At 63.3% G+C, this 17,867-nt stretch carries 16 protein-coding genes and 3 tRNA genes; 8 read left to right on the top strand and 11 right to left on the bottom strand.

Annotated elements, in window-relative coordinates:
• Window positions 1–2: 2 nt before the first annotated feature.
• The gene (gene folE / locus CPA54_RS08475; RefSeq protein WP_249086104.1) at window positions 3–644 is read left to right on the top strand and encodes a GTP cyclohydrolase I FolE; all 642 of its coding nucleotides are present in this window, start codon (window positions 3–5) and stop codon (window positions 642–644) included.
• Window positions 645–664: 20 nt separating this feature from the next.
• Here the strand turns inward: folE and CPA54_RS08470 are convergent, their stop codons facing one another.
• From CPA54_RS08470 to CPA54_RS08445, 6 genes are all read right to left on the bottom strand, one after another.
• Complete coding sequence (locus CPA54_RS08470) at window positions 665–1,219, bottom strand: 6-carboxytetrahydropterin synthase (RefSeq protein ID WP_249086102.1); 555 nt, start codon at window positions 1,217–1,219, stop codon at window positions 665–667.
• Window positions 1,216–1,956, bottom strand: coding sequence for a 7-cyano-7-deazaguanine synthase QueC (queC, locus tag CPA54_RS08465; protein WP_249086100.1), 741 nt, complete (start codon window positions 1,954–1,956; stop codon window positions 1,216–1,218). The genes CPA54_RS08470 and queC overlap by 4 nt, the downstream gene beginning before the upstream one ends.
• The gene (gene queE, locus CPA54_RS08460; RefSeq protein WP_154980998.1) at window positions 1,956–2,597 is read right to left on the bottom strand and encodes a 7-carboxy-7-deazaguanine synthase; all 642 of its coding nucleotides are present in this window, start codon (window positions 2,595–2,597) and stop codon (window positions 1,956–1,958) included. Before queE ends, queC begins: the two co-directional genes overlap by 1 nt.
• 144 nt (window positions 2,598–2,741) lie before the next feature.
• Window positions 2,742–2,818 (bottom strand) — tRNA-Asp (locus CPA54_RS08455).
• A 121-nt stretch (window positions 2,819–2,939) separates the two neighbouring features.
• The gene (locus CPA54_RS08450; protein ID WP_249086098.1) at window positions 2,940–3,890 is read right to left on the bottom strand and encodes a retroviral-like aspartic protease family protein; all 951 of its coding nucleotides are present in this window, start codon (window positions 3,888–3,890) and stop codon (window positions 2,940–2,942) included.
• Between the two features lie 63 nt (window positions 3,891–3,953).
• On the bottom strand, window positions 3,954–4,958 hold the full coding sequence (locus tag CPA54_RS08445; RefSeq protein ID WP_227656450.1) for a tyrosine recombinase XerC: 1,005 nt from the start codon (window positions 4,956–4,958) through the stop codon (window positions 3,954–3,956).
• A gap of 34 nt (window positions 4,959–4,992) precedes the next feature.
• Here CPA54_RS08445 and CPA54_RS08440 point away from each other — a divergent pair, with 34 nt between their 5' ends.
• Entirely contained in the window at window positions 4,993–7,242 is a 2,250-nt protein-coding gene (locus tag CPA54_RS08440; protein WP_103765741.1) for a primosomal protein N', read from the top strand.
• Between the two features lie 10 nt (window positions 7,243–7,252).
• Here the strand turns inward: CPA54_RS08440 and CPA54_RS08435 are convergent, their stop codons facing one another.
• Both CPA54_RS08435 and ykgO read right to left on the bottom strand, forming a co-directional pair.
• Window positions 7,253–7,999, bottom strand: a complete 747-nt coding sequence (locus CPA54_RS08435) for a M48 family metallopeptidase (RefSeq protein WP_248630819.1) — start codon at window positions 7,997–7,999, stop codon at window positions 7,253–7,255.
• Window positions 8,000–8,026: 27 nt separating this feature from the next.
• Window positions 8,027–8,152 carry a type B 50S ribosomal protein L36 gene (ykgO, locus tag CPA54_RS08430; RefSeq protein ID WP_043561915.1) on the bottom strand — a complete coding sequence of 42 codons (126 nt, stop codon included), beginning with the start codon at window positions 8,150–8,152 and terminating at the stop codon, window positions 8,027–8,029.
• Window positions 8,153–8,382: 230 nt separating this feature from the next.
• On the opposite strand from ykgO, the gene CPA54_RS08425 reads away from it, so the two are divergent.
• Entirely contained in the window at window positions 8,383–8,799 is a 417-nt protein-coding gene (locus tag CPA54_RS08425; protein ID WP_043561914.1) for a hypothetical protein, read from the top strand.
• 66 nt (window positions 8,800–8,865) lie between these two features.
• Here the strand turns inward: CPA54_RS08425 and CPA54_RS08420 are convergent, their stop codons facing one another.
• Genes CPA54_RS08420 through CPA54_RS08410 form a run of 3 tightly spaced genes read right to left on the bottom strand, consistent with a single transcriptional unit; the run spans window position 8,866 to window position 13,291 of the window.
• Complete coding sequence (locus CPA54_RS08420; protein ID WP_249086151.1) at window positions 8,866–11,007, bottom strand: S9 family peptidase; 2,142 nt, start codon at window positions 11,005–11,007, stop codon at window positions 8,866–8,868.
• A 52-nt stretch (window positions 11,008–11,059) separates the two neighbouring features.
• A complete protein-coding gene (locus CPA54_RS08415) occupies window positions 11,060–11,881 on the bottom strand; it encodes an aminotransferase class IV (RefSeq protein WP_103765745.1) in 822 nt (273 codons plus the stop codon).
• 3 nt (window positions 11,882–11,884) lie between these two features.
• A complete protein-coding gene (locus CPA54_RS08410; RefSeq protein ID WP_249086097.1) occupies window positions 11,885–13,291 on the bottom strand; it encodes an anthranilate synthase component I family protein in 1,407 nt (468 codons plus the stop codon).
• Between the two features lie 120 nt (window positions 13,292–13,411).
• On the opposite strand from CPA54_RS08410, the gene gyrA reads away from it, so the two are divergent.
• The 5 genes from gyrA to CPA54_RS08385 all read left to right on the top strand — a co-directional run bounded on the left by gyrA (window position 13,412) and on the right by CPA54_RS08385 (window position 17,606).
• Window positions 13,412–16,189 carry a DNA gyrase subunit A gene (gyrA, locus tag CPA54_RS08405; RefSeq protein ID WP_081562510.1) on the top strand — a complete coding sequence of 926 codons (2,778 nt, stop codon included), beginning with the start codon at window positions 13,412–13,414 and terminating at the stop codon, window positions 16,187–16,189.
• Complete coding sequence (coaD, locus tag CPA54_RS08400; RefSeq protein WP_373364577.1) at window positions 16,182–16,688, top strand: pantetheine-phosphate adenylyltransferase; 507 nt, start codon at window positions 16,182–16,184, stop codon at window positions 16,686–16,688. Before gyrA ends, coaD begins: the two co-directional genes overlap by 8 nt.
• A gap of 116 nt (window positions 16,689–16,804) precedes the next feature.
• Window positions 16,805–17,284: a peptidylprolyl isomerase gene (locus tag CPA54_RS08395; protein ID WP_043561902.1), complete on the top strand. Its 480-nt coding sequence runs from the start codon at window positions 16,805–16,807 to the stop codon at window positions 17,282–17,284.
• A 142-nt stretch (window positions 17,285–17,426) separates the two neighbouring features.
• Window positions 17,427–17,502, top strand: a tRNA-Lys gene (locus tag CPA54_RS08390).
• Window positions 17,503–17,519: 17 nt separating this feature from the next.
• Window positions 17,520–17,606 (top strand) — tRNA-Leu (locus tag CPA54_RS08385).
• The last annotated feature ends 261 nt before the right edge of the window (window positions 17,607–17,867 follow it).

Genomic DNA, 17,867 nt, shown 5'->3' with positions numbered 1-17,867 from the left:
GAATGTCAGCCAATGAGACAGGGATTCCGGGGAAACAGGCCCCGACACCGGAGGGTGCCGCCGGAGCGATCACCCGGCCGGAGGACGCCATCAGCCGCATTGCCGGAGGCGTGCGGGAGCTTCTGCTGGCCATAGGGGAAAACCCCTCCCGTGAAGGGTTGCGGGATACGCCGGACCGTGTGGCCAAGATGTATCTGGAGATTTTCTCCGGCCTGTATGAGGACCCGCGGGACCACCTGAAAAAGCAGTTCAGTGCCGACCAGCATGGCGGCATGGTGCTGGTGAAGGACATACGCTTCCAGTCCACCTGCGAGCATCATCTCCTGCCGGTTCTGGGGCGTGCCCATGTGGCCTATCTGCCGGAAGGTGGCCGCCTGACGGGGCTGAGCAAGCTGGCCCGTGTCGTGGAAGGCTATGCCCGCCGCCCGCAGCTTCAGGAGCGTCTGACAGATCAGATCGTGCAGGCGATGGTTGAGGTGCTGGAGCCGAAAGCCGTTCTGGTCGTGGTGGAAGCCGAGCATATGTGCATGAGCCTGCGGGGGGTCCGCAGCCCCGGTGCCACGACCGTGACGACAGGTTCTTACGGTCTCTGGGCCGATGATGCTCAGGCCCGGCAGGAAGTCATGGCCCTGATGCGGGACTGAGACCGCTTTGCGGGGCGGTGTCAGTCCCGTGTGGTATCGTCGGCCCGGTGCCACCAGCACCGGTCTGCCGGGCGGTCCACTAGCGGGAGATAGAGGGACGGGTCGCCATGCAGGCGCACCGTGTTGGTGGGCGTCTCCTTGATCTCGAGCGAGGCGGGGGACAGCAGCCCGCCCTGGGCGGTCAGGAACGCCTGAAGTTTGCTCATCAGCAGGGCGGCGAGCAGTTCCGTCGTCGGGTCGCCGGGCGTGACGACAAGGCGGTCCAGCCGCTGGGGTTCATGCTCGGCAAACCAGTCCAGCAGCGGGTCGGACTCGGAAAGCTGGAAACTGTGGTCCATCCGTTCGTCGATGAAGCGGTGCCAACGACCCTTGGCCTCGGCAAAGGGCAGCAGCATGTTGCTGTGCCCATCCAGCCGCCGGTCCTGCGGAGCGTTGGGGCCGGGCACCAGCGTGACGGTGACATATTCGTTATGCCCGTGCGGGATGGCACAACGCTCGCTGCTGCCTGAGATGAGCCGGTGTCCCATGCAGAAACGTCGTGTGAAAACCAGTTCTGTCCGGGTGATGTCGCTCATGCCCCCTCCTGATACTGCCGCCACCCTTCGGCACGCAGGGCACAGGCGGGGCAGTCTCCACAGCCGAATCCCCATGCATGCTCATGGGTGCGGTCTCCCTTATAGCAGGAATGGCTCTCATGGCGGATGGTTTCTGTCAGGTCAGCTCCGCCCAGATCGTGGCAGAGCCGCCATGTCTGTGCCTTGTTGATCCACATGAGCGGCGTGTGGAGGACGAAACGCTGCTCCATGCCCAGATTGAGGGCAACCTGAAGGGCCTTGATGGTGTCATCCCGGCAGTCGGGATAGCCGGAATAGTCCGTCTCGCACACACCGGTGATGATGTGGCGGATGCTGCGGCGGAAGGCGAGGGCAGCGGCGAAGGTCAGGAAGATCAGGTTCCGGCCCGGCACGAAGGTGTTGGGCAGCCCGTTCTCCCCCATGCTGATCTCGGCATCCCGTGTCAGGGCGGTATCAGAGAGGGCGCCGAGGCTGGCCAGGTCGATCGTGTGATCCTCTCCCAGCTTTTCTGCCCATGCGGGATTCTGGGCACTGATGCTCTGCCGCAGGGTGGTGCGGCACTCCAGCTCCACGGCGTGACGCTGCCCGTAGGCGAAGCCGACCGTCTCCACATGGTTGAAATGATGCAGGGCCCAGGCCAGACAGGTGGCGGAATCCTGCCCACCGGAGAAGAGGACGAGCGCACGGCGGTTCCGGGCGGCCTGATGGCTGGCGGAGGGGGAGGCGGGTGTCGTCATCAGGGGATTCCGATCAGTTTGTGGGTTTGCAGGCTCAGCCGCCATTGCGGGTGGGTCTGGCAGTAGCGCACGGCCTTTTCCGTATTGGCAGGGCGGTCCGGTCCATCCATGGGTTGTAGCCAGAAATGCTGGAAGTCGCACGCCGCAAACTGTTCCGGCGTCAGGGTGTCCTGTGGATAGACGAGCTTCAGCTCATGGCCATGTGTCTGTTTCAGCGGCTGGCCGGGTTTGGGGCTGACGCAGACCCAGTCGATTCCTTCAGGGGCAGGAAGACTGCCATTGGTTTCCACGGCGATGGTGAAACCACGGGCCCTTGTGGCGGCGATCAGGGCTGCATCAAGCTGGAGCAGGGGCTCCCCACCGGTGAAGACGACATAACGTCGGGTCCCGTCCGCAGTGTGGGCCAGCCAGCAGTCATCCAGCGCAGCGGCCAGAGCTTCAGCCGTGGCAAAGCGGCCTCCGCCGGGGCCGTCCGTCCCGATGAAGTCCGTGTCGCAGAAGGTGCACTGGGCCTTGTGGCGGTCTTCTTCCCGGCCGGACCAGAGATTGCAGCCGGTGAACCGGCAGAATATGGCCGCACGCCCGGAATGGGCACCCTCACCCTGCAATGTGGCGAATAGTTCCTTGACGATATAAGGCATGGGCAGAGATGTCGGGCAGCTGCGTTCAGGATGCAAGGATTTTCTTGCCTGAAAGGGCCGAAACGATCTTTCCGCAGCAGAAGGCGGATCATGATATCAAGGAGGAGAGGAGGGAATAAAAAACGCCACCCTTTTGAAAAAGAGTGGCGCGAGTGACGGGGCTCGAACCCGCGACCTCCGGCGTGACAGGCCGGCGCTCTAACCAACTGAGCTACACCCGCAGTCTTCAGCTTTTCTGGAAAAGCGTCGTTCCCTTGGGATGGCGTCTATCTAGCGGGATACGGTGTTGTTGGCAATAGAGAAATATCACTTTTTTACGTTTTTCTTCATGAAAATTCCATTTCAGGGGGCGTGTATGAAAACGGCCCCCTCCGGCCCTGCCGAGAGCCAGAGCTGATGATGGATCAGCCAGTCGGCTCCGAGGAGCATGTCGGCCTGTTCATGCAGGGAAGTGACGGTGAGGACCGGGTGCAGCTGGGTCTGCCCGCCAAGGGTGAGGCGGTTGAAACGGTGCCAGTGATAGCGGTGTTCCCTGTCGCCAATGCCTGCGCTGGTCCCGCCGGGGTCCCGGTCCAGCTGCTCTTTCGTGATGCCGAGCCTGTGGACGAAGTCCCGGCTGATGATGTGGGAGCGGGCCCCGCTGTCGATCAGCGCCAGCCCTTTCTGACCATCCAGCGTGAAGGGGATGAAGAACCGGTTGCGGATGCGTTGGGCGACAAGCCGCTGCCCCGGTGTGGACCAGAAAGGCGGCTGGCGGCAGAGGAGGGACCCGGTATGGATGTCCCACAGGCTGAGCCGGTGATGGGGCAGGTCGAGGTCCAGATCATAATGGCCGAGCAGGTCCATGCCGATCAGCCCCAGCACGGGGGGCTGTATGGCGGGGAATCCCGGCAGGGTGCCCAAAGGCAGGACAGGATGGTGATAGGTGAGCTGTCCAAGCGTGATGGTCGCCAGCTGGATGGTCGGCACTACATGCCCCCGTCCGTCCGGCCCGGAGATGATGGTGGCATCTTCCTCATTGGGGGTGAGATGCAGGTGGGTGATGGCATCTGGTGTCAGCAGGCTGCCCTCGGACCCTGTATCCACGATCATGGAGAGGGAGTGGCCATGAATCTGCGCCACGGTCGTCAGGTAATAGCCTGTTTCCTTGAGGGGCAGCGTGGTGATGTGGGTCTGGCGGCAGGCCGGTTCGAGGCTGGAGGCCAGAGCCGCAGAAGACGCCATGAAGGAACTGCCAAATGCCAGAATGATGCCGGTGAGGAAAGGGAGGAAACGGGAAGCGTGCGTCGTCATGGGATGATGGGTCTGTCCGAAGAGGTCGGCAATGAAAGGTCAGTCTGGATCAGGAAGGAGCTGTCAACGGTCGGCCCGGGGATGGGCCTTCTGCCAGACCTCCATGAGGTGATGTTCGTCTGCCAGCGTGTATATCTGTGTGCTGGACAGGCTGGCATGACCCAGAAGTTCCTGAATCGCCCGCAGGTCTGCTCCATTCTGGAGCAGGTGGGAGGCAAAGGCATGGCGCAGGGCGTGGGGGGTGGCAGAATCGGGCAGTCCTTCCATCAGGCGCCATTGCCGCATGGCCCGTTGGGCCACACCCGGATTGAGGCGTCCACCCCGTACGCCGCAGAAAAGCGGTGCACTGGCATGGGGTGAGGGATGGACGGCCAGCCAGCGTCCCAGAGCATCCCGGACGGCGGGCAGGACAGGCACGGCTCTTTCCTTCCCTCCCTTGCCTGTGACAAACAGAATGTCATCGCTGATCCGCTCCACGTCACCGACATTGAGGGACAGTCCCTCGCTGATGCGCAGGCCCGTGCCATATAGCAGGGTGAACAGGGCGGCATCCCGCAGGGCAAAATGGCCATCGGCTGTCTGGTCGGCAATACCGTCCGGGGCCGTGCGTGCGGTTTCCGGCGTCAGAGGGCGGGGGAGGCGGGTTTTCAGCCGGGGGCTGCGCAGGAGGGTGAGGGCCGGATTGGTGATGCGGTGTTCTTTTTCCAGATAGCGGTAAAAGGCCCGCAGAGCGGAGATGCGGCGGGCCCGGCTGCGGGCGTGGCCATCTGGCGTGTGACGGCTGCCGGGATGGAGGCGGGCCATCTTTTCGGCCCGGTTCGTTTCATGGGCCAGCCATGAGCGGAAATCAGCCAGTGTCAGCTTGTCCAGCGCTTCCAGCGGCAGGTCCCCACCAAAGTGGCGGCTGAAGAAACCGAGAGCGAGGGAGACATCGTGCAGATAGGCTGTCCGTGTGGCCTTGCTGGCTCTTTTCTCATGGGTCAGCCAGTCCTGCCAGGCCGTGAGGGCCTCATGGGCCGTATGAATGGTCATGGCGCTGGAGGGGGGGCTTCCAAATGGAAGGCGCATGGTATTTCCCTGCCGGAGAGGTTAGGATGAAGACATGGCAGAAAACAGCCTCCCTCCCCATAGCAGGAGAATGGAAGCCGGTCATCGTCTTTCCGTTCTGGTGCCCCGTCCCTTCGATGGCCCGCTGGATTATCGGTCCGACAGGCTTCTGGCACCGGGAACGCTGGTGCGTGTGCCGCTGGGGCGGCAGGAGCTGACAGGTTGTGTGTGGGACGGCGAGCCAGCCCATCTTCCTGTCGATTTCCGTCCGGTCTCCAGAGGGAAAACGTTCGCTTTTGCAAAACTGCGTCCCATCTCGGCCGTGCTGGAACATGTACCGCCCCTCCCGGATGATCTCCGCCAGTTCATCGACTGGGTGGCGGCCTATGGCCTGAGTGCGCCGGGCATGGTGCTGGCCATTGCCCTGCGGGTTCCGGCGCAGGCGGGCAGCATGAAACCCCTCATGGGCTGGATGCGGAAACCCGGCCCCCTGCCGGACACGCTGCGTCTGACCCCGGCCCGCAGGGCCGTTCTGGAGGCTCTGGAACAGGGTGGTCCCGGCACCACGGCGATGCTGGCGGCGCAGAGCGGGGCCAGTGCGGCGGTGATCCGGGGTCTGGCCAATGCAGGGGTGCTGGAAGAGTGCCTCATGGAGGTACCATCCCCTGCCGGACAGGCGGACCCGGACCATGCCCCGCCGACCCTTTCCGCAGAGCAGGCCGAGGCGGCGGAGGCTCTGGTGGCCGGCGTGGAGGAGCGGACCTTCAATGTCACGCTGCTGGAGGGGGTGACGGGGTCCGGCAAGACGGAGGTCTATTTCGAGGCTGTGGCAGCGTGCCTGAGGCAGGGCAGGCAGGTACTGGTGCTGCTGCCGGAGATCGTCCTGACGGCCCAGTGGACGGACCGTTTTGAACGGCGCTTCGGCATCCGGCCTGCCGTCTGGCATTCCGAGCTGGGGCAGAAGACACGGCGGGAGACATGGTGCGCCATTGCCGAGGGGCGGCAGCAGGTTGTCGTGGGGGCACGCTCTGCCCTGTTCCTGCCTTTTGCCCGTCTCGGGCTTGTGGTGGTCGATGAGGAACACGAGAACACCTACAAGCAGGAAGAAGGTGTTCTCTATCACGGGCGGGACATGGCCATCGTGCGGGCGAGGCTGGTGCAGGGGGCGGTCATTCTCGTCTCCGCCACACCGTCCATGGAGACGCTCGTCAATGTGCAGAAGGGGCGCTTCCGTCATGAGGTGCTGGAGGCCCGGCATGGAACGGCCCAGATGCCGGAGATCACCCTGATCGACATGAAGGAGCATGGCCCGGAGCGGGGGCAGTTTCTATCCCCTCTGCTCTGTGAGAGCATTGAAGAGCGGATGAAGGCCGGGGAGCAGAGCATGCTGTTTCTGAACCGGCGTGGCTATGCGCCGATGACGTTGTGCCGTGCCTGTGGGCACCGCCTGCAATGCCCTCATTGTTCGGCGTGGATGGTGGAGCACAGGCGCCGCCGGATTCTGGCCTGTCATCACTGTGAATACACCCAGCCACTTGTCAGTGCCTGTCCATCCTGCGGGGCGCAGGACAGTCTCGTGCCGATCGGCCCGGGGGTGGAGCGCATTCATGAGGAGGCACAGGCCCGCTTTCCGGATGCACGGCTGCTGAGCATGGCCTCCGACACGCTGACCTCGCCCACGGCCATGGAAGAGGCCGTGCGGAAAATTGCCAGCAGGGAGGTGGACCTCATCATTGGCACGCAGGTCGTGGCCAAGGGCTGGCACTTCCCGGACCTGACACTGGTCGGGGTGGTGGATGCGGACCTCGGGCTGGGTGGGGGTGACTTGCGGGCGGCGGAACGGACCATGCAGCTGCTTCATCAGGTGGCGGGGCGTGCAGGGCGTGGCACGAAGCCGGGGCAGGTGATGCTGCAAAGTTATGCGGGCGATCACCCGGTGATGAAGGCCCTGCTGGCCAATGACTTCATCAGCTTCATGGAGCAGGAGGCCGCCCAGCGTCGTCCGGGATTCTGGCCTCCTTACGGGCGTCTTGCTGCCGTGATCGTCAGTGCGCCGAAGGAGCGGCAGGCGGAGGAGCTGGCCCGCCTGCTGGCCATGCACGCCCCACGGGGGGAGGGGATTCAGGTTCTGGGGCCGGCTCCGGCCCCTCTGGCCCTGTTGCGGGACCGGTACCGGTACCGTCTTCTCCTGCGGACCCGGCGGGACATCGCCCTTCAGCCCCTGCTGAGGCGGTGGCTGGACGGTGCGCCCCGCAAGAATGATGCCCGCATCGACGTGGACGTGGACCCGGTGTCTTTCATGTAACCGGGAAAGGTCAGTCCGGGATGCCGTTGGCCTGCTGTTCCAGCTGCCGGTAGCGTTTCTGTCCGTCCGGGAGCAGGGGGGCGTGTGTCAGGGCCTCGGTATAGGCATGGAGGGCCTGATGGGGATGGTGGAGATGTTCCTGCGTGTGGGCCAGAATGTCCCAGCTCTGGGCATCGCCAGGGTCATGCACCAGCGCCACCTGAAGGTCCTGCACGGCTCCTGTCAGATCATTGCCGAGAAAGCGGACGGCAGCCCGCTGGCGGCGGAGGAAGGCGTTGTCGGGCTGGAGGGTCAGAGCCGCGGAGAGGTCTTTTTCAGCGTCACCTGTATGGCCCTGTTTGAGTTCATCCTGTGCCTCGCTGAGCAGGATGCGGCCACTGTTCTTGACACTGTAGAGGCGCAGCGTGTCAGCCTTTTTCATCAGGCTGTGGGCCTTCTGGTCATCCTGTTCGCTGGCAATGGCCTGCTCGGTCTGTTCCAGCTTTTCTTTCAGGCTCGGGCTGTGCGGCTTTGGGGGCGGTGGAACATGAAGGCTGTTTTTGGAGTCGGGTGCGGGTATTGCTGCATGGGGCTGGCCCTGCACTGGCTTGTGGGCCGGAGCGGTGGCTGCCATGGCCGCTGGCCCTGCACTGTAGAACAGACAGGCCGCCGCCATAAAAAAAGCCCCCAGCCGAAAAGCGGGAGGCTTCAGCCCCCCGGAGGGGGCTTCACGCTTCAGAGCATGAAAGACAGGGTGGCGCAGCGGAGCCGTGGACATGCCGCACCGTCCCATCCGTCTGTCAGCTCAGCCCTGACGGGCCTTCATGCGCGGGTTCTGCTTGTTGATGACATACACGCGGCCGCGACGACGCACGACACGGCAGTTCTTGTCACGAACCTTGGCGGACTTCAGGCTGTTACGGATCTTCATGATGTTCAGGCTCCCCGACAGAAAAGACAGGCCTGCCTGCCCTTCCGGACAGCGGCTCTCATAATGCAGGGCTGAGACGCCCGCGAAACTTGGCGTCCGCATACCCTGTCCTTTGGGGGTGAGTCAAGGTTGTGGCGGCCAAAACCCCATTTCTTCCTGATCCTTTTCAGATTATGCTGCCCGGCATGAGCCAGTTTCCATCTTTTCGTCCTTCATGTTTCCGCAAGCTCGTGCCGGTTCTTTTCCTGGGGAGCCTCTGTCTGGCCAGCCAGGCCTGGGCAGGGGGTGCGGCCCGAACGGATGATGACGACCCAGCCGTGAATGCCAAGGGCGTCGTGGTGAACAATATCCTTGCTGTTCTGCGCGTCAGCCCGAATTCGGCGGGCAACCAGTGCCTGAAGACCCTGGATGAGATGCGCAAGGTGCAGAAGCAGCTGGATGACGAGGAAACGGCCCAGCGCAGCTTCGATGTCGGTCTTCTACGGGATGTGCTGGAATCGGACATGGAGAGCGTGATTGCCAGCTGCGGCCGGGATGCCCGCACGGCCTGTGGGGGTGGGGTTGCCGGGCAGAATGCACGGCTGGGCAAGATATGTAACCAGCTCTCTGAACTCGATTCGGAAGATCAGGGCGACGATCTCCAGTAAGTGGGCGGGACCGCCAGAAAAAAGCCCCTGTTCCGTAAAAGGAGCAGGGGCTTTTCTTTCAGGAGGTCAGTTTTCTGCCTGTTTCAGGCTCCAGAGGGCGAAGGCCTGCACGAGAGCCACTTCCTTCAGGCGGGCAAAACGGCCTGAGGAGCCACCGTGTCCTGCCTCCATGTTGATCTGGCAGAGGAAGGGGCCCCCCCGTGCCTCTTCCCGCAGGCGGGCGATCCATTTGGCAGGCTCCCAGTAGGTCACCCGTGGGTCGGACAACCCTCCCAGGGCCAGGATGGCCGGGTAGGAGACGGGGCGGATATTGTCATAGGGAGAATAGCTGGCGATGAGGTCGTAAGCCTCCGGGTCCGTCAGCGGGTTACCCCATTCCGGCCATTCCGGCGGCGTAAGCGGCAGGGAGACGTCCGACATGGTGTTCAGCATGTCCACGAACGGTACCTGTGCGGCGATACCGGCAAACAGCTCCGGTGCCATGTTGGCAACGGCTCCCATCAGCAGCCCGCCTGCCGAGCCCCCATGCGCCACGATGCGGCGGGGGGCGGTGTAGCCTTCGGCAATCAGGTGCCGGGCACAGCTGATGAAGTCGGTGAAGCTGTTGGTCTTTTTGGTTGCCCGCCCTTCAAGGAACCAGTTCCAGCCTTTTTCACTGCCACCCCGCACGTGGGCCGTGGCATGGATCACGCCACGGTCCACGAGGCTGAGGGCGGTGGTGGAGAAGCTGGCCTCCATGGAGATGCCGTAGGAACCATAGCCGTACAGCAGCATGGGATTCTGCCCATCCAGCTTCGTCCCCTTCTTCATCAGGAGGGTGACGGGCACCATGGCGCCATCATCAGCCCGGGCGAACAGGCGGCGTGTTTCATAGGCGGCAGGGTCGTGGCCCGAGGGAACCTCCCGCACCTTGCGGAGGTTTTTCTCCCCTGTCCGCATGTCATAATCATACCAGTGCGCCGGGGTCGTGGGGGACTGGTAGATGTAGCGCAGGAAGGGCTGGTCATATTCCAGCACGCCCAGCAGGCTGAGCGTATAGGCGGGTTCGTCCATGCTGATATGGCGGGCATGGCGGCGGATGTCGCCCCTGTCGGCGTCCTCACGGCTGAGGGTGAAGATTTCCGTATTGCCGTTGCGCCGCTCCAGCCAGGCCAGATGGTCCTTCCCGGCACTGACACCGAGGAGGAAATGGCCTTCCTCATGGGGCAGGAACTCCCGCCAGTGGGCACGGTCCGGCGTGGCTTCCGGGGCCGTCATCAGCTTGAAGTCCACGGCCCCGCCTGCGTTGGTCAGGACGATGAAGCGGTCCTGCCAGTGGGTCAGGCTGTAGCGTTCCCCCCGCACCAGCGGTGCAGCGACTTTGGGCATGGCCGTCGGGTCTGAGGCGGGGATGAGCAGGGTCTCGTTCGTGTCATGGTCACCCCTTTCAATGGCGATCCATTTCCGGGAGGCACTGACACCGATGCTGAGGAAGAAGCCGGGGTCGGTTTCGTCAAAGATGAGCGTGTCCTCACCACCCAGAAGCGGGCGGCGATAGATGCGGGAGGGGCGACCATTGTCGTCCCGGTAGATCCAGAAGAGATGCTGGCTGTCCGGGGAGAGGGTGAAGCTGCCCGTGCTGCTTTCCACGGCGGGGGCGCAGAGTTCACCCGTGGCAAGGTCCCTGACCTGAATCCGGTAGACTTCCGACCCCTGCACGTCCTCGGCATAGACGTAATAACGGTGGTCCTCTGTGTGGGCGGCCTGGGCGAGGCTGTAGAAGCTGTGCCGGGCGGCCAGTTCGTTCACGTCCAGCAGGATTTCTTCCGGTCCGTCGGCCTCGCTGGCCCCGGCCTTGCGGGGGCGGCGGACATGGAGCGGGTACTGGGCATCCTTCTCGAAGCGCAGGCCGTACAGCCACGGCCCGTCAGGCAGCGGCACGGACTCTTCTGCCGGAGGAATGCGGCCGACCATCTCCTTGAAGAGGTCTTCCTGAAGCGGCACCGTTCCGGCGAGGACGGCCTCCGTATAGGCGTTTTCCTGTTTCAGATGGGAGCGTATGTCATCCCGCAGGACGGACGGGTCCCGCAGGACCTTCTGCCAGTTTTCGTCCTTCATCCATGCGTAGGAATCCGTACGGGTGCGGCCGAGCTGTTCCAGCACGACGGGATTGCGCCGGGCCACGGGGGCCTTGGGCAGGGAGGGAGCGGTGTGTTTGTCAGCAGTCATGGGGGAAATGTGGCGGTTGATCGGGAGGGATTCAATGGTCCAGATGGAGACGTCATGAGGCGTCATAAAGAAAATGCCGCAGCCGGCCCGTCTGTTCCGGCTGAAGTGGCAGCGCCTGCGTCCCTATGGCGGCGACCGGGGTCAGGCTCAGGGCCGTGATGAGCCAGGCCCCCTGGAACTTGGGAATGTCGGCTTCCGTCAGGAGGCGTTCCGTGCAGAGACCGGCAGAGAGCAGGCGGCCCCGGGAGATTCCGGGCAGGATTCCGGCGGAGAGGGGTGGCGTGACGATCTGCCCATCCAGCAGGGCCAGAAAGCTGGCGGCTGTGGCTTCGGCAATCTCACCCTCGTGGGTGAGCCAGAGGGCATCATCGGCCCCTTTTTCCCGTGCTTCCATGCGGGCAAGGATGGCGGGCAGGGCGTTGAGGGACTTCACCCGGTTCAGCACGGCCTGCCTGTCCCGTCGCTGCGTGCTGACATGCAGCCGGACGGGGGGGGCGGACTGTTCTGACGGCGGGGCTGTCGTGATGAGCAGTGTGGTGTGTGGTCTGACAGGCGGAGCCAGCCCTCTTGGGCCGGGGCCTCGTGTGAGGGTCAGGCGGGCGGAACCATCCGTCAGGCTGTTGGCAGCCATCAGGTGGGGCAGGGCCTGCCGGATCGTGTCCCGTCCGGGAAAGGGCAGGCGCAGGGTATGGCAGCCATCTTCCAGCCGTGCCAGATGGGCTTCCAGCCGGGGGGCAGCCCCGTGGCGAAGCTGCATGGTTTCAAAAAGCCCATCACCCAGCAGAAAACCACGATCCTGTGCCATGATGGCTGGACTGTCCGCCGGGAGCAGCTGGTCATTGAGCCAGAGAAAGGGGCAGGGTGTGGGTGCCATGCATCAGGCTCCATGGTCACGCAGGACGGCCAGCAGGGGAGCGGCCTTGAGGCACATTTCCTCATATTCCCGCTCTGGATGTGAAGGGTAGGTGATGCCCCCACCGGCTCCTACCTGCAAATGGCTGGCTGTGGCGCTGATGCTGCGGATGATGACGGAACTGTCCAGCGCACCATCCCAGCCCAGCCGGAAAAGCGTGCCGCAATAGGCTCCTCTGGCAGAAGACTCGACCTCATCAATGATCTGCATGGCCCGGTATTTCGGGGCTCCGGTGACGGAACCGGGGGGAATCGTGGCTGCCAGAAGGTCGGCGGCATCATGGTCCCTTTGAAGCTGCCCCGTCACGCTGGAGACGAGATGGTGAACGTGAGCGAACCGTTCCACGGCAAAAAGCTGCGGAACATCCACACTGCCCAGCTGACAGACCCTGCCGATGTCGTGGCGCATGAGGTCGGTGATCATCAGGTTCTCGGCCAGCTCTTTCTCATCCCTGTGGAGGGTCTCTTTCAGGGCGCCATTCTGCTGGGGATCATCACTGACGGGGCAGGTGCCCTTGATGGGCCGTGTCTCGATGCGTCCCTGACGGTCCAGTGAAAGAAAGCGTTCGACCGAGGCACTGAGCAGCGTGAAGTCCGGCGTGTGGAACCAGGCCCCGAAGGGGGCCGGGCAGCGAGTGCGGAGCTGATTGTAGAGGGCGTGCAGATCAAGCGTCTCCGGGCGGGGGGCGACCCAGCGCATTGTCAGGTTGGCCTGAAAGATGTCTCCGGCCGCAATGTACTCCTGCACGGTCCGGACGGCAGCCTGCCACGTGGCGGCATCCTGTTCGGCCACGGGGGTGAGAGACGGCCCCGGGTGGTCCGGTCTGGCCGTGGTGGCGGGCTGGCCCGGTGGTGGGGTGCCGTCCGCACTGGCCCACCAGAGCCTCTGCTCCCGCCTGTCGAAAATGAACAGGTCCCGGCAGGCCAGTGCGGTGAAGGCGGGGCAGTCCGTTGCGTGGCGGGAGGTGAGGCCCTCACGGGCCATGCCGGCCTCATAGCTGAGCAGGCCGATCACGCCGCCGGTGAAGGGAAGTTCCGGCAGATGGGGGAAAGGGCGGCCCGCCGGTGCATGGGCGGCCAGAAAGGCCCGCAGATGCTGCGGGAGATGGTGCATCTCCGCCAGGGGCAGGGTGAGCCGTCCGGCCGGACGGGGACAGAGGAAGCTCCAGCGATGCCGTTCCTGTTCTGCCGGGCCGCCGCTATCGAGAAAGACGGATGCGCCTCCCTCCCGGCAGAGGGGGAAGAGCCGCTCCGGGGGGCACCATGGCAGTTCCGTGATGTGGGGGGCAGGAAGAGGAGGAGAAAAAGGCATGGGGGAGGGGCGGGGTATCCGGTCACGTTGCAGCAGGGCGGGTGGGGAGGAACTAGGCACCTGAGGTAGAATGGGTTATGCTCGATCACTGACCATTTACAGAAAACTGGTGGACCTGTCTTGAGCGAGCCGCACGATATTTTGCCTTCCGACCGCCTCCCGGTGACGATTGAAGAGGAAATGCGTTCCTCCTATCTGGCCTATGCGATGTCGGTGATTGTTTCCCGTGCGCTGCCAGATGTGCGTGACGGCCTCAAGCCCGTGCACCGGCGTATCCTGTACGCCATGCGGGAGAGTGGTTTCACGGCGGACAAGCCCTACCGCAAGTCGGCCCGTGCGGTCGGTGACGTGATGGGTAAATATCACCCGCATGGTGACAGTTCCATTTACGACGCCATGGTGCGCATGGCGCAGTCCTGGTCCATGCGTGTGCGGCTGGTGGATGGGCAGGGCAATTTCGGGTCTGTCGATGGCGACAGTCCGGCGGCCATGCGCTACACCGAGGCCCGGCTGGCCAAATCTGCCTCCTTCCTGCTGGATGACATTGACCGGGATACGGTCGCCTTCCAGCCCAACTATGACGAGAGCGAGCAGGAGCCGCAGGTTCTTCCGGCTGCCTTCCCGAATCTTCTGGTCAATGGGGCGTCCGGCATTGCGGTGGGCATGGCCACCAACATCCCGCCCCACAATCCGGGCGAGGTGATCGATGCCGTTCTGGCCCTGATCGCCAACCCGGACATGACGCTGGAAGAGCTGATGCAGATCGTCCCGGGGCCGGATTTCCCGACCGGCGGGATCATCATGGGCCGTCGGGGCATCCGGCAGGCCTATGAGACGGGCCGTGGCTCCATCCCTGTCCGTGCCCGTGCCGAGATCGAGGAGATCCGCAAGGACCGCTTCGCCATCGTGGTGACGGAGATTCCGTATCAGGTCAACAAGGCCACACTGCAGGAGAAGATTGCCGATCTCGTCCGCTCCAAGGACATTGAGGGCATTTCCGACATCCGGGATGAAAGTGACCGTTCCGGCATGCGGGTGGTGATCGAGCTGAAGCGTGACGCCACGCCGGAAGTGGTGCTGAACCAGCTTTACCGTTTCACCCAGCTTCAGACGAGCTTCAGCGTCAACATGCTGGCACTGGATGAAGGCCGTCCTCGCACCATGGGGCTGCGGGACGTGCTGGAGGCCTTCATCCGCTTCCGTGAGGATGTGATTCTCCGCCGTGCCCGTTTCGACCTGAACAAGGCGAGGGATCGGGGGCATCTGCTGGTCGGTCTGGTGCTGGCCGTGGCCAACATTGACGAGGTGATCGCCCTCATCCGTTCCGCCCCGGATGCCGCCACGGCCCGTGAGCAGCTCATGACACGCACATGGCCTGCCGCCGATGTGGAGCCGCTGCTGGAGCTGATCCATGATGAAGGCAATGTGATCGTCGATGGCCGTGTCCATCTGACAGAAGCGCAGGCCCGTGGGATTCTGGAGCTGCGCCTCCAGCGTCTGACCGGTCTGGAGCGTGAGAAGATTCAGGCGGAGCTGGCAGAGGTCAGTGCCCGCATCACGGAGCTTCTGGAGATCATTGGCAGCCATGTGCGCCGCATGGAGGTCATGCGGGACGAGCTTCAGGCCGCCCGTGCTGCTCTGGCTGACCCACGCTGCACGGAAATCTCCGATGCGTTGGGTGACCAGTCCGATGAGAGCCTGATCGAGCCGGGACAGATGGTGGTGACCATCACACGGGACGGTTTCATCAAGCGGACGCCGCTGGAGCTGTTCCGTTCGCAGAACCGTGGTGGCCGTGGCCGCACGGCAGCGGGGCGGCGAGGCGATGACATCGTCATCCGCAGCTTCAATGCCCATACCCACCAGTGGGTGCTGTTCTTCTCCTCGGGCGGGAAGGCCTACCGCATGAAGGTCTGGCACCTGCCGGAGGCGGCCCCGACGGCCAAGGGGCGGGCACTGGTCAACCTGCTGCCGGAGCTGGGCGAGGATACCATCACGGCCGTTCTGCCGCTGCCGCAGGATGAGGAGCTGTGGGATGACCTGCATCTCGTCTTTGCCACGGCGAGCGGGAACGTGCGGCGCAACCGCCTGAGCGACTTCCGCAACATCCGTTCTTCCGGTCTGATCGCCATGAAGCTGGATGAGAATGACCAGCTGATCGGCGTGGCAACATGCCGGGAGGGGCAGGACGTGTTCCTCGCCACCCGTAATGCCCGGGCCATCCGCTTCCAGATCACGGATGACGTGCTGCGTGTTTTCGCTGGCCGTGGCAGCACCGGTGTGCGGGGCATCCGCCTTGCTGACGGTGACCGGGTCGTTTCCCTAGCCGTGCTGAACCATGTCGAGGCCAGCGTGGAGGAGCGGGCTGCTTACCTCCGGGCTGCCAATGCCCATCGCCGTGTTCTGGCGGCCCAGCCCGGGGATGAGGGGCTGGAGGAAGAGATCGAGGATGGCAGCGAGCTGGCTTCCGATGAGGAAGGGCTTGAGGAGATTCTGGCTGACAGCCCGCTGAGCGAAGACCGTTATGCCGAGCTTGAGGCGCAGGAGCAGATCCTGCTCACCGTGACGGACACGGGCTTCGGGCGGCGGTCCTCGGCCTATGACTATCGTGTCTCCGGCCGTGGCGGGCAGGGCATCAACAACATGACCTTCTCCAACGCCCGCCGTGGGCGTGAGGTCGTGGGCACGCTCGTGACGCTGGATGGCACGGACGTGATGATGGTGACGGATACGGGCCGTCTCATCCGTCTGCCGGTCGAGCAGGTGCGTGTGATGTCCCGTCAGGCAGGGGGTGTGACGCTCTTCCGTGTGGATGGTGACGAGCGCATCATCAGCGTCTTCCCCGTGATGGAAGATGATGCGGACGATACCGCCGAGGGTGAGACCGAGGCTGATGGGGCGGACGGTGGAGACACCGGAGCTGCCCCGGCGGCTGATGCCGGTGGGACGGATGACTGACCGGCGCATCGGCTTCTATCCCGGCACGTTCGACCCGGTCACGTTCGGTCATCTGGACGTGATCGACCGGGCGGCGGCCCTGTTCGACCATGTCGTGGTCGGTGTGGCGATCAATGATGCCAAGGGGCCCCTTCTGGGTTTCGAGGAGCGACGGGAGCTGCTGGAGCAGGAAGTGGCCGCCCTGCCGCATAAGGACCGCATTTCCGTCACCGGGTTTGACACGCTTCTGGTGGATGCCGTGAGGCAGGCCGGGGCGGGCACGGTGATCCGTGGTCTGCGTTCTGCCGGGGATTTCGATTTCGAGACCCAGCTTTCCGGTGCGCTGCGGCGTCTGGCCCCGGAGATTGAAACGGTTTTTCTTCTGGCATCCGAGAGCCACCGTACGACGGCGAGCCGGATCGTGAAGGAAATTGCCCGTCTTGGGGGGGATATTTCCCCATTTGTCAGCCCCATGACTGCCCGTCTCGTGCGGGCAAAACTGACAGGAGAACAGACATGAGACGGCGACATTTCATGGCCGGTCTTGCAGCAGTTTCTGCCTTGACCGGTGGAACTCTGACACAGGCATGGGCCGGTGGTCAGGATGGTAACGATCAGCTCAGGGAGAGCACGACAATGACAGGTACGACAACAGGCAAGAAGCTGGTTCTGGAGCTGAAGGATGGCAAGGTGGTCATCGCCCTGCGTCCCGATCTGGCCCCCAAGGCTGTCGAGCGTCTGGAGACGCTGGCCAATGAGGGTTTCTATAACGGCGTGAAGTTCCATCGTGTGATCGAGGGCTTCATGGCACAGGGTGGTGACCCGACAGGCACGGGGACGGGCGGCAGCTCCTATCCTGACCTGCCGGCCGAGTTCAGCCAGACCGCCACCTTCGACCGTGGCACGCTGGGCATGGCCCGCACGATGGACCCGAACTCCGCCAACAGCCAGTTCTTCATCATGTTCGACCGTGTGCCGTCCCTGGATGGCCAGTACACCATTGCCGGTCAGGTGATCGAGGGCATGGAGCATGTGGACAAGATCAAGCGTGGCTCCGGGGCTTCTGGCATGGTCCAGAATCCGGATCATATCATCAAGGCTTACATCGAGAACTGACATAACTGTCTGAAACCTGATGATTCTCCGTCCGCATGGTGGCGTGCCGTCCGTGCGGATGAAGAAAATCGTGAGGGTGGTGTTTTCTGCGGCCTCCGGGGTTGACGCTCCCCGGGGGAGCAGGTAGATAGCCTCCTCAAGTGAACCGGTAGCTCAGTTGGTAGAGCATTCGACTTTTAATCGAATGGTCCTGGGTTCGAGTCCCAGCCGGTTCACCATGCTCGCAAGAGAGTGTGCCCAGATGGCGGAATTGGTAGACGCGCAGGCTTCAGGTGCCTGTGTCCGCAAGGACGTGGAAGTTCGAGTCTTCTTCTGGGCACCAGTCTTTTTTCCAGAAAATATAATATCCGGTAACAGAGTGCTTGATATGAAGCAGAATTACTGATGTGGGCTGTTGTGAATATTTAACAGCTGATAAAAGGGCGGCCCCTTTATTTCATGCCCCTGCCTGTGTGCTGGTAGCGTGTGGGGCGGAAACACAAGCTGTCAGGCCAGGTTCCACATTGTAAGAGATGGCCCGAAAATGGCAGGAAACTGGCAAAAAAAGATAATAAAGGTATCGTGAGAGGCTTGCGATAATAGT

This window comes from Parasaccharibacter sp. TMW2.1890, from assembly GCF_023337645.1.
Taxonomy (GTDB): Bacteria; Pseudomonadota; Alphaproteobacteria; order Acetobacterales; family Acetobacteraceae; genus Bombella; species Bombella apis.
This window is presented reverse-complemented; position numbering and strand designations above follow the sequence as displayed.

Coding starts and splice junctions, on each gene's coding strand:
- folE (WP_249086104.1), top strand. CDS start 3: ATGTCAGCCAATGAGACAGGGATTCCGGGGAAACAGGCCCCGACACCG.
- CPA54_RS08420 (WP_249086151.1), bottom strand. CDS start 11,007: ATGACTGCTGACAAACACACCGCTCCCTCCCTGCCCAAGGCCCCCGTG.
- queE (WP_154980998.1), bottom strand. CDS start 2,597: ATGCCTTATATCGTCAAGGAACTATTCGCCACATTGCAGGGTGAGGGT.
- CPA54_RS08395 (WP_043561902.1), top strand. CDS start 16,805: ATGACAGGTACGACAACAGGCAAGAAGCTGGTTCTGGAGCTGAAGGAT.
- coaD (WP_373364577.1), top strand. CDS start 16,182: ATGACTGACCGGCGCATCGGCTTCTATCCCGGCACGTTCGACCCGGTC.
- CPA54_RS08470 (WP_249086102.1), bottom strand. CDS start 1,219: ATGAGCGACATCACCCGGACAGAACTGGTTTTCACACGACGTTTCTGC.
- CPA54_RS08415 (WP_103765745.1), bottom strand. CDS start 11,881: ATGGCACCCACACCCTGCCCCTTTCTCTGGCTCAATGACCAGCTGCTC.
- CPA54_RS08445 (WP_227656450.1), bottom strand. CDS start 4,958: ATGCGCCTTCCATTTGGAAGCCCCCCCTCCAGCGCCATGACCATTCAT.
- CPA54_RS08450 (WP_249086098.1), bottom strand. CDS start 3,890: ATGACGACGCACGCTTCCCGTTTCCTCCCTTTCCTCACCGGCATCATT.
- CPA54_RS08435 (WP_248630819.1), bottom strand. CDS start 7,999: ATGTCCACGGCTCCGCTGCGCCACCCTGTCTTTCATGCTCTGAAGCGT.
- ykgO (WP_043561915.1), bottom strand. CDS start 8,152: ATGAAGATCCGTAACAGCCTGAAGTCCGCCAAGGTTCGTGACAAGAAC.
- gyrA (WP_081562510.1), top strand. CDS start 13,412: ATGCGTTCCTCCTATCTGGCCTATGCGATGTCGGTGATTGTTTCCCGT.
- queC (WP_249086100.1), bottom strand. CDS start 1,956: ATGACGACACCCGCCTCCCCCTCCGCCAGCCATCAGGCCGCCCGGAAC.
- CPA54_RS08440 (WP_103765741.1), top strand. CDS start 4,993: ATGGCAGAAAACAGCCTCCCTCCCCATAGCAGGAGAATGGAAGCCGGT.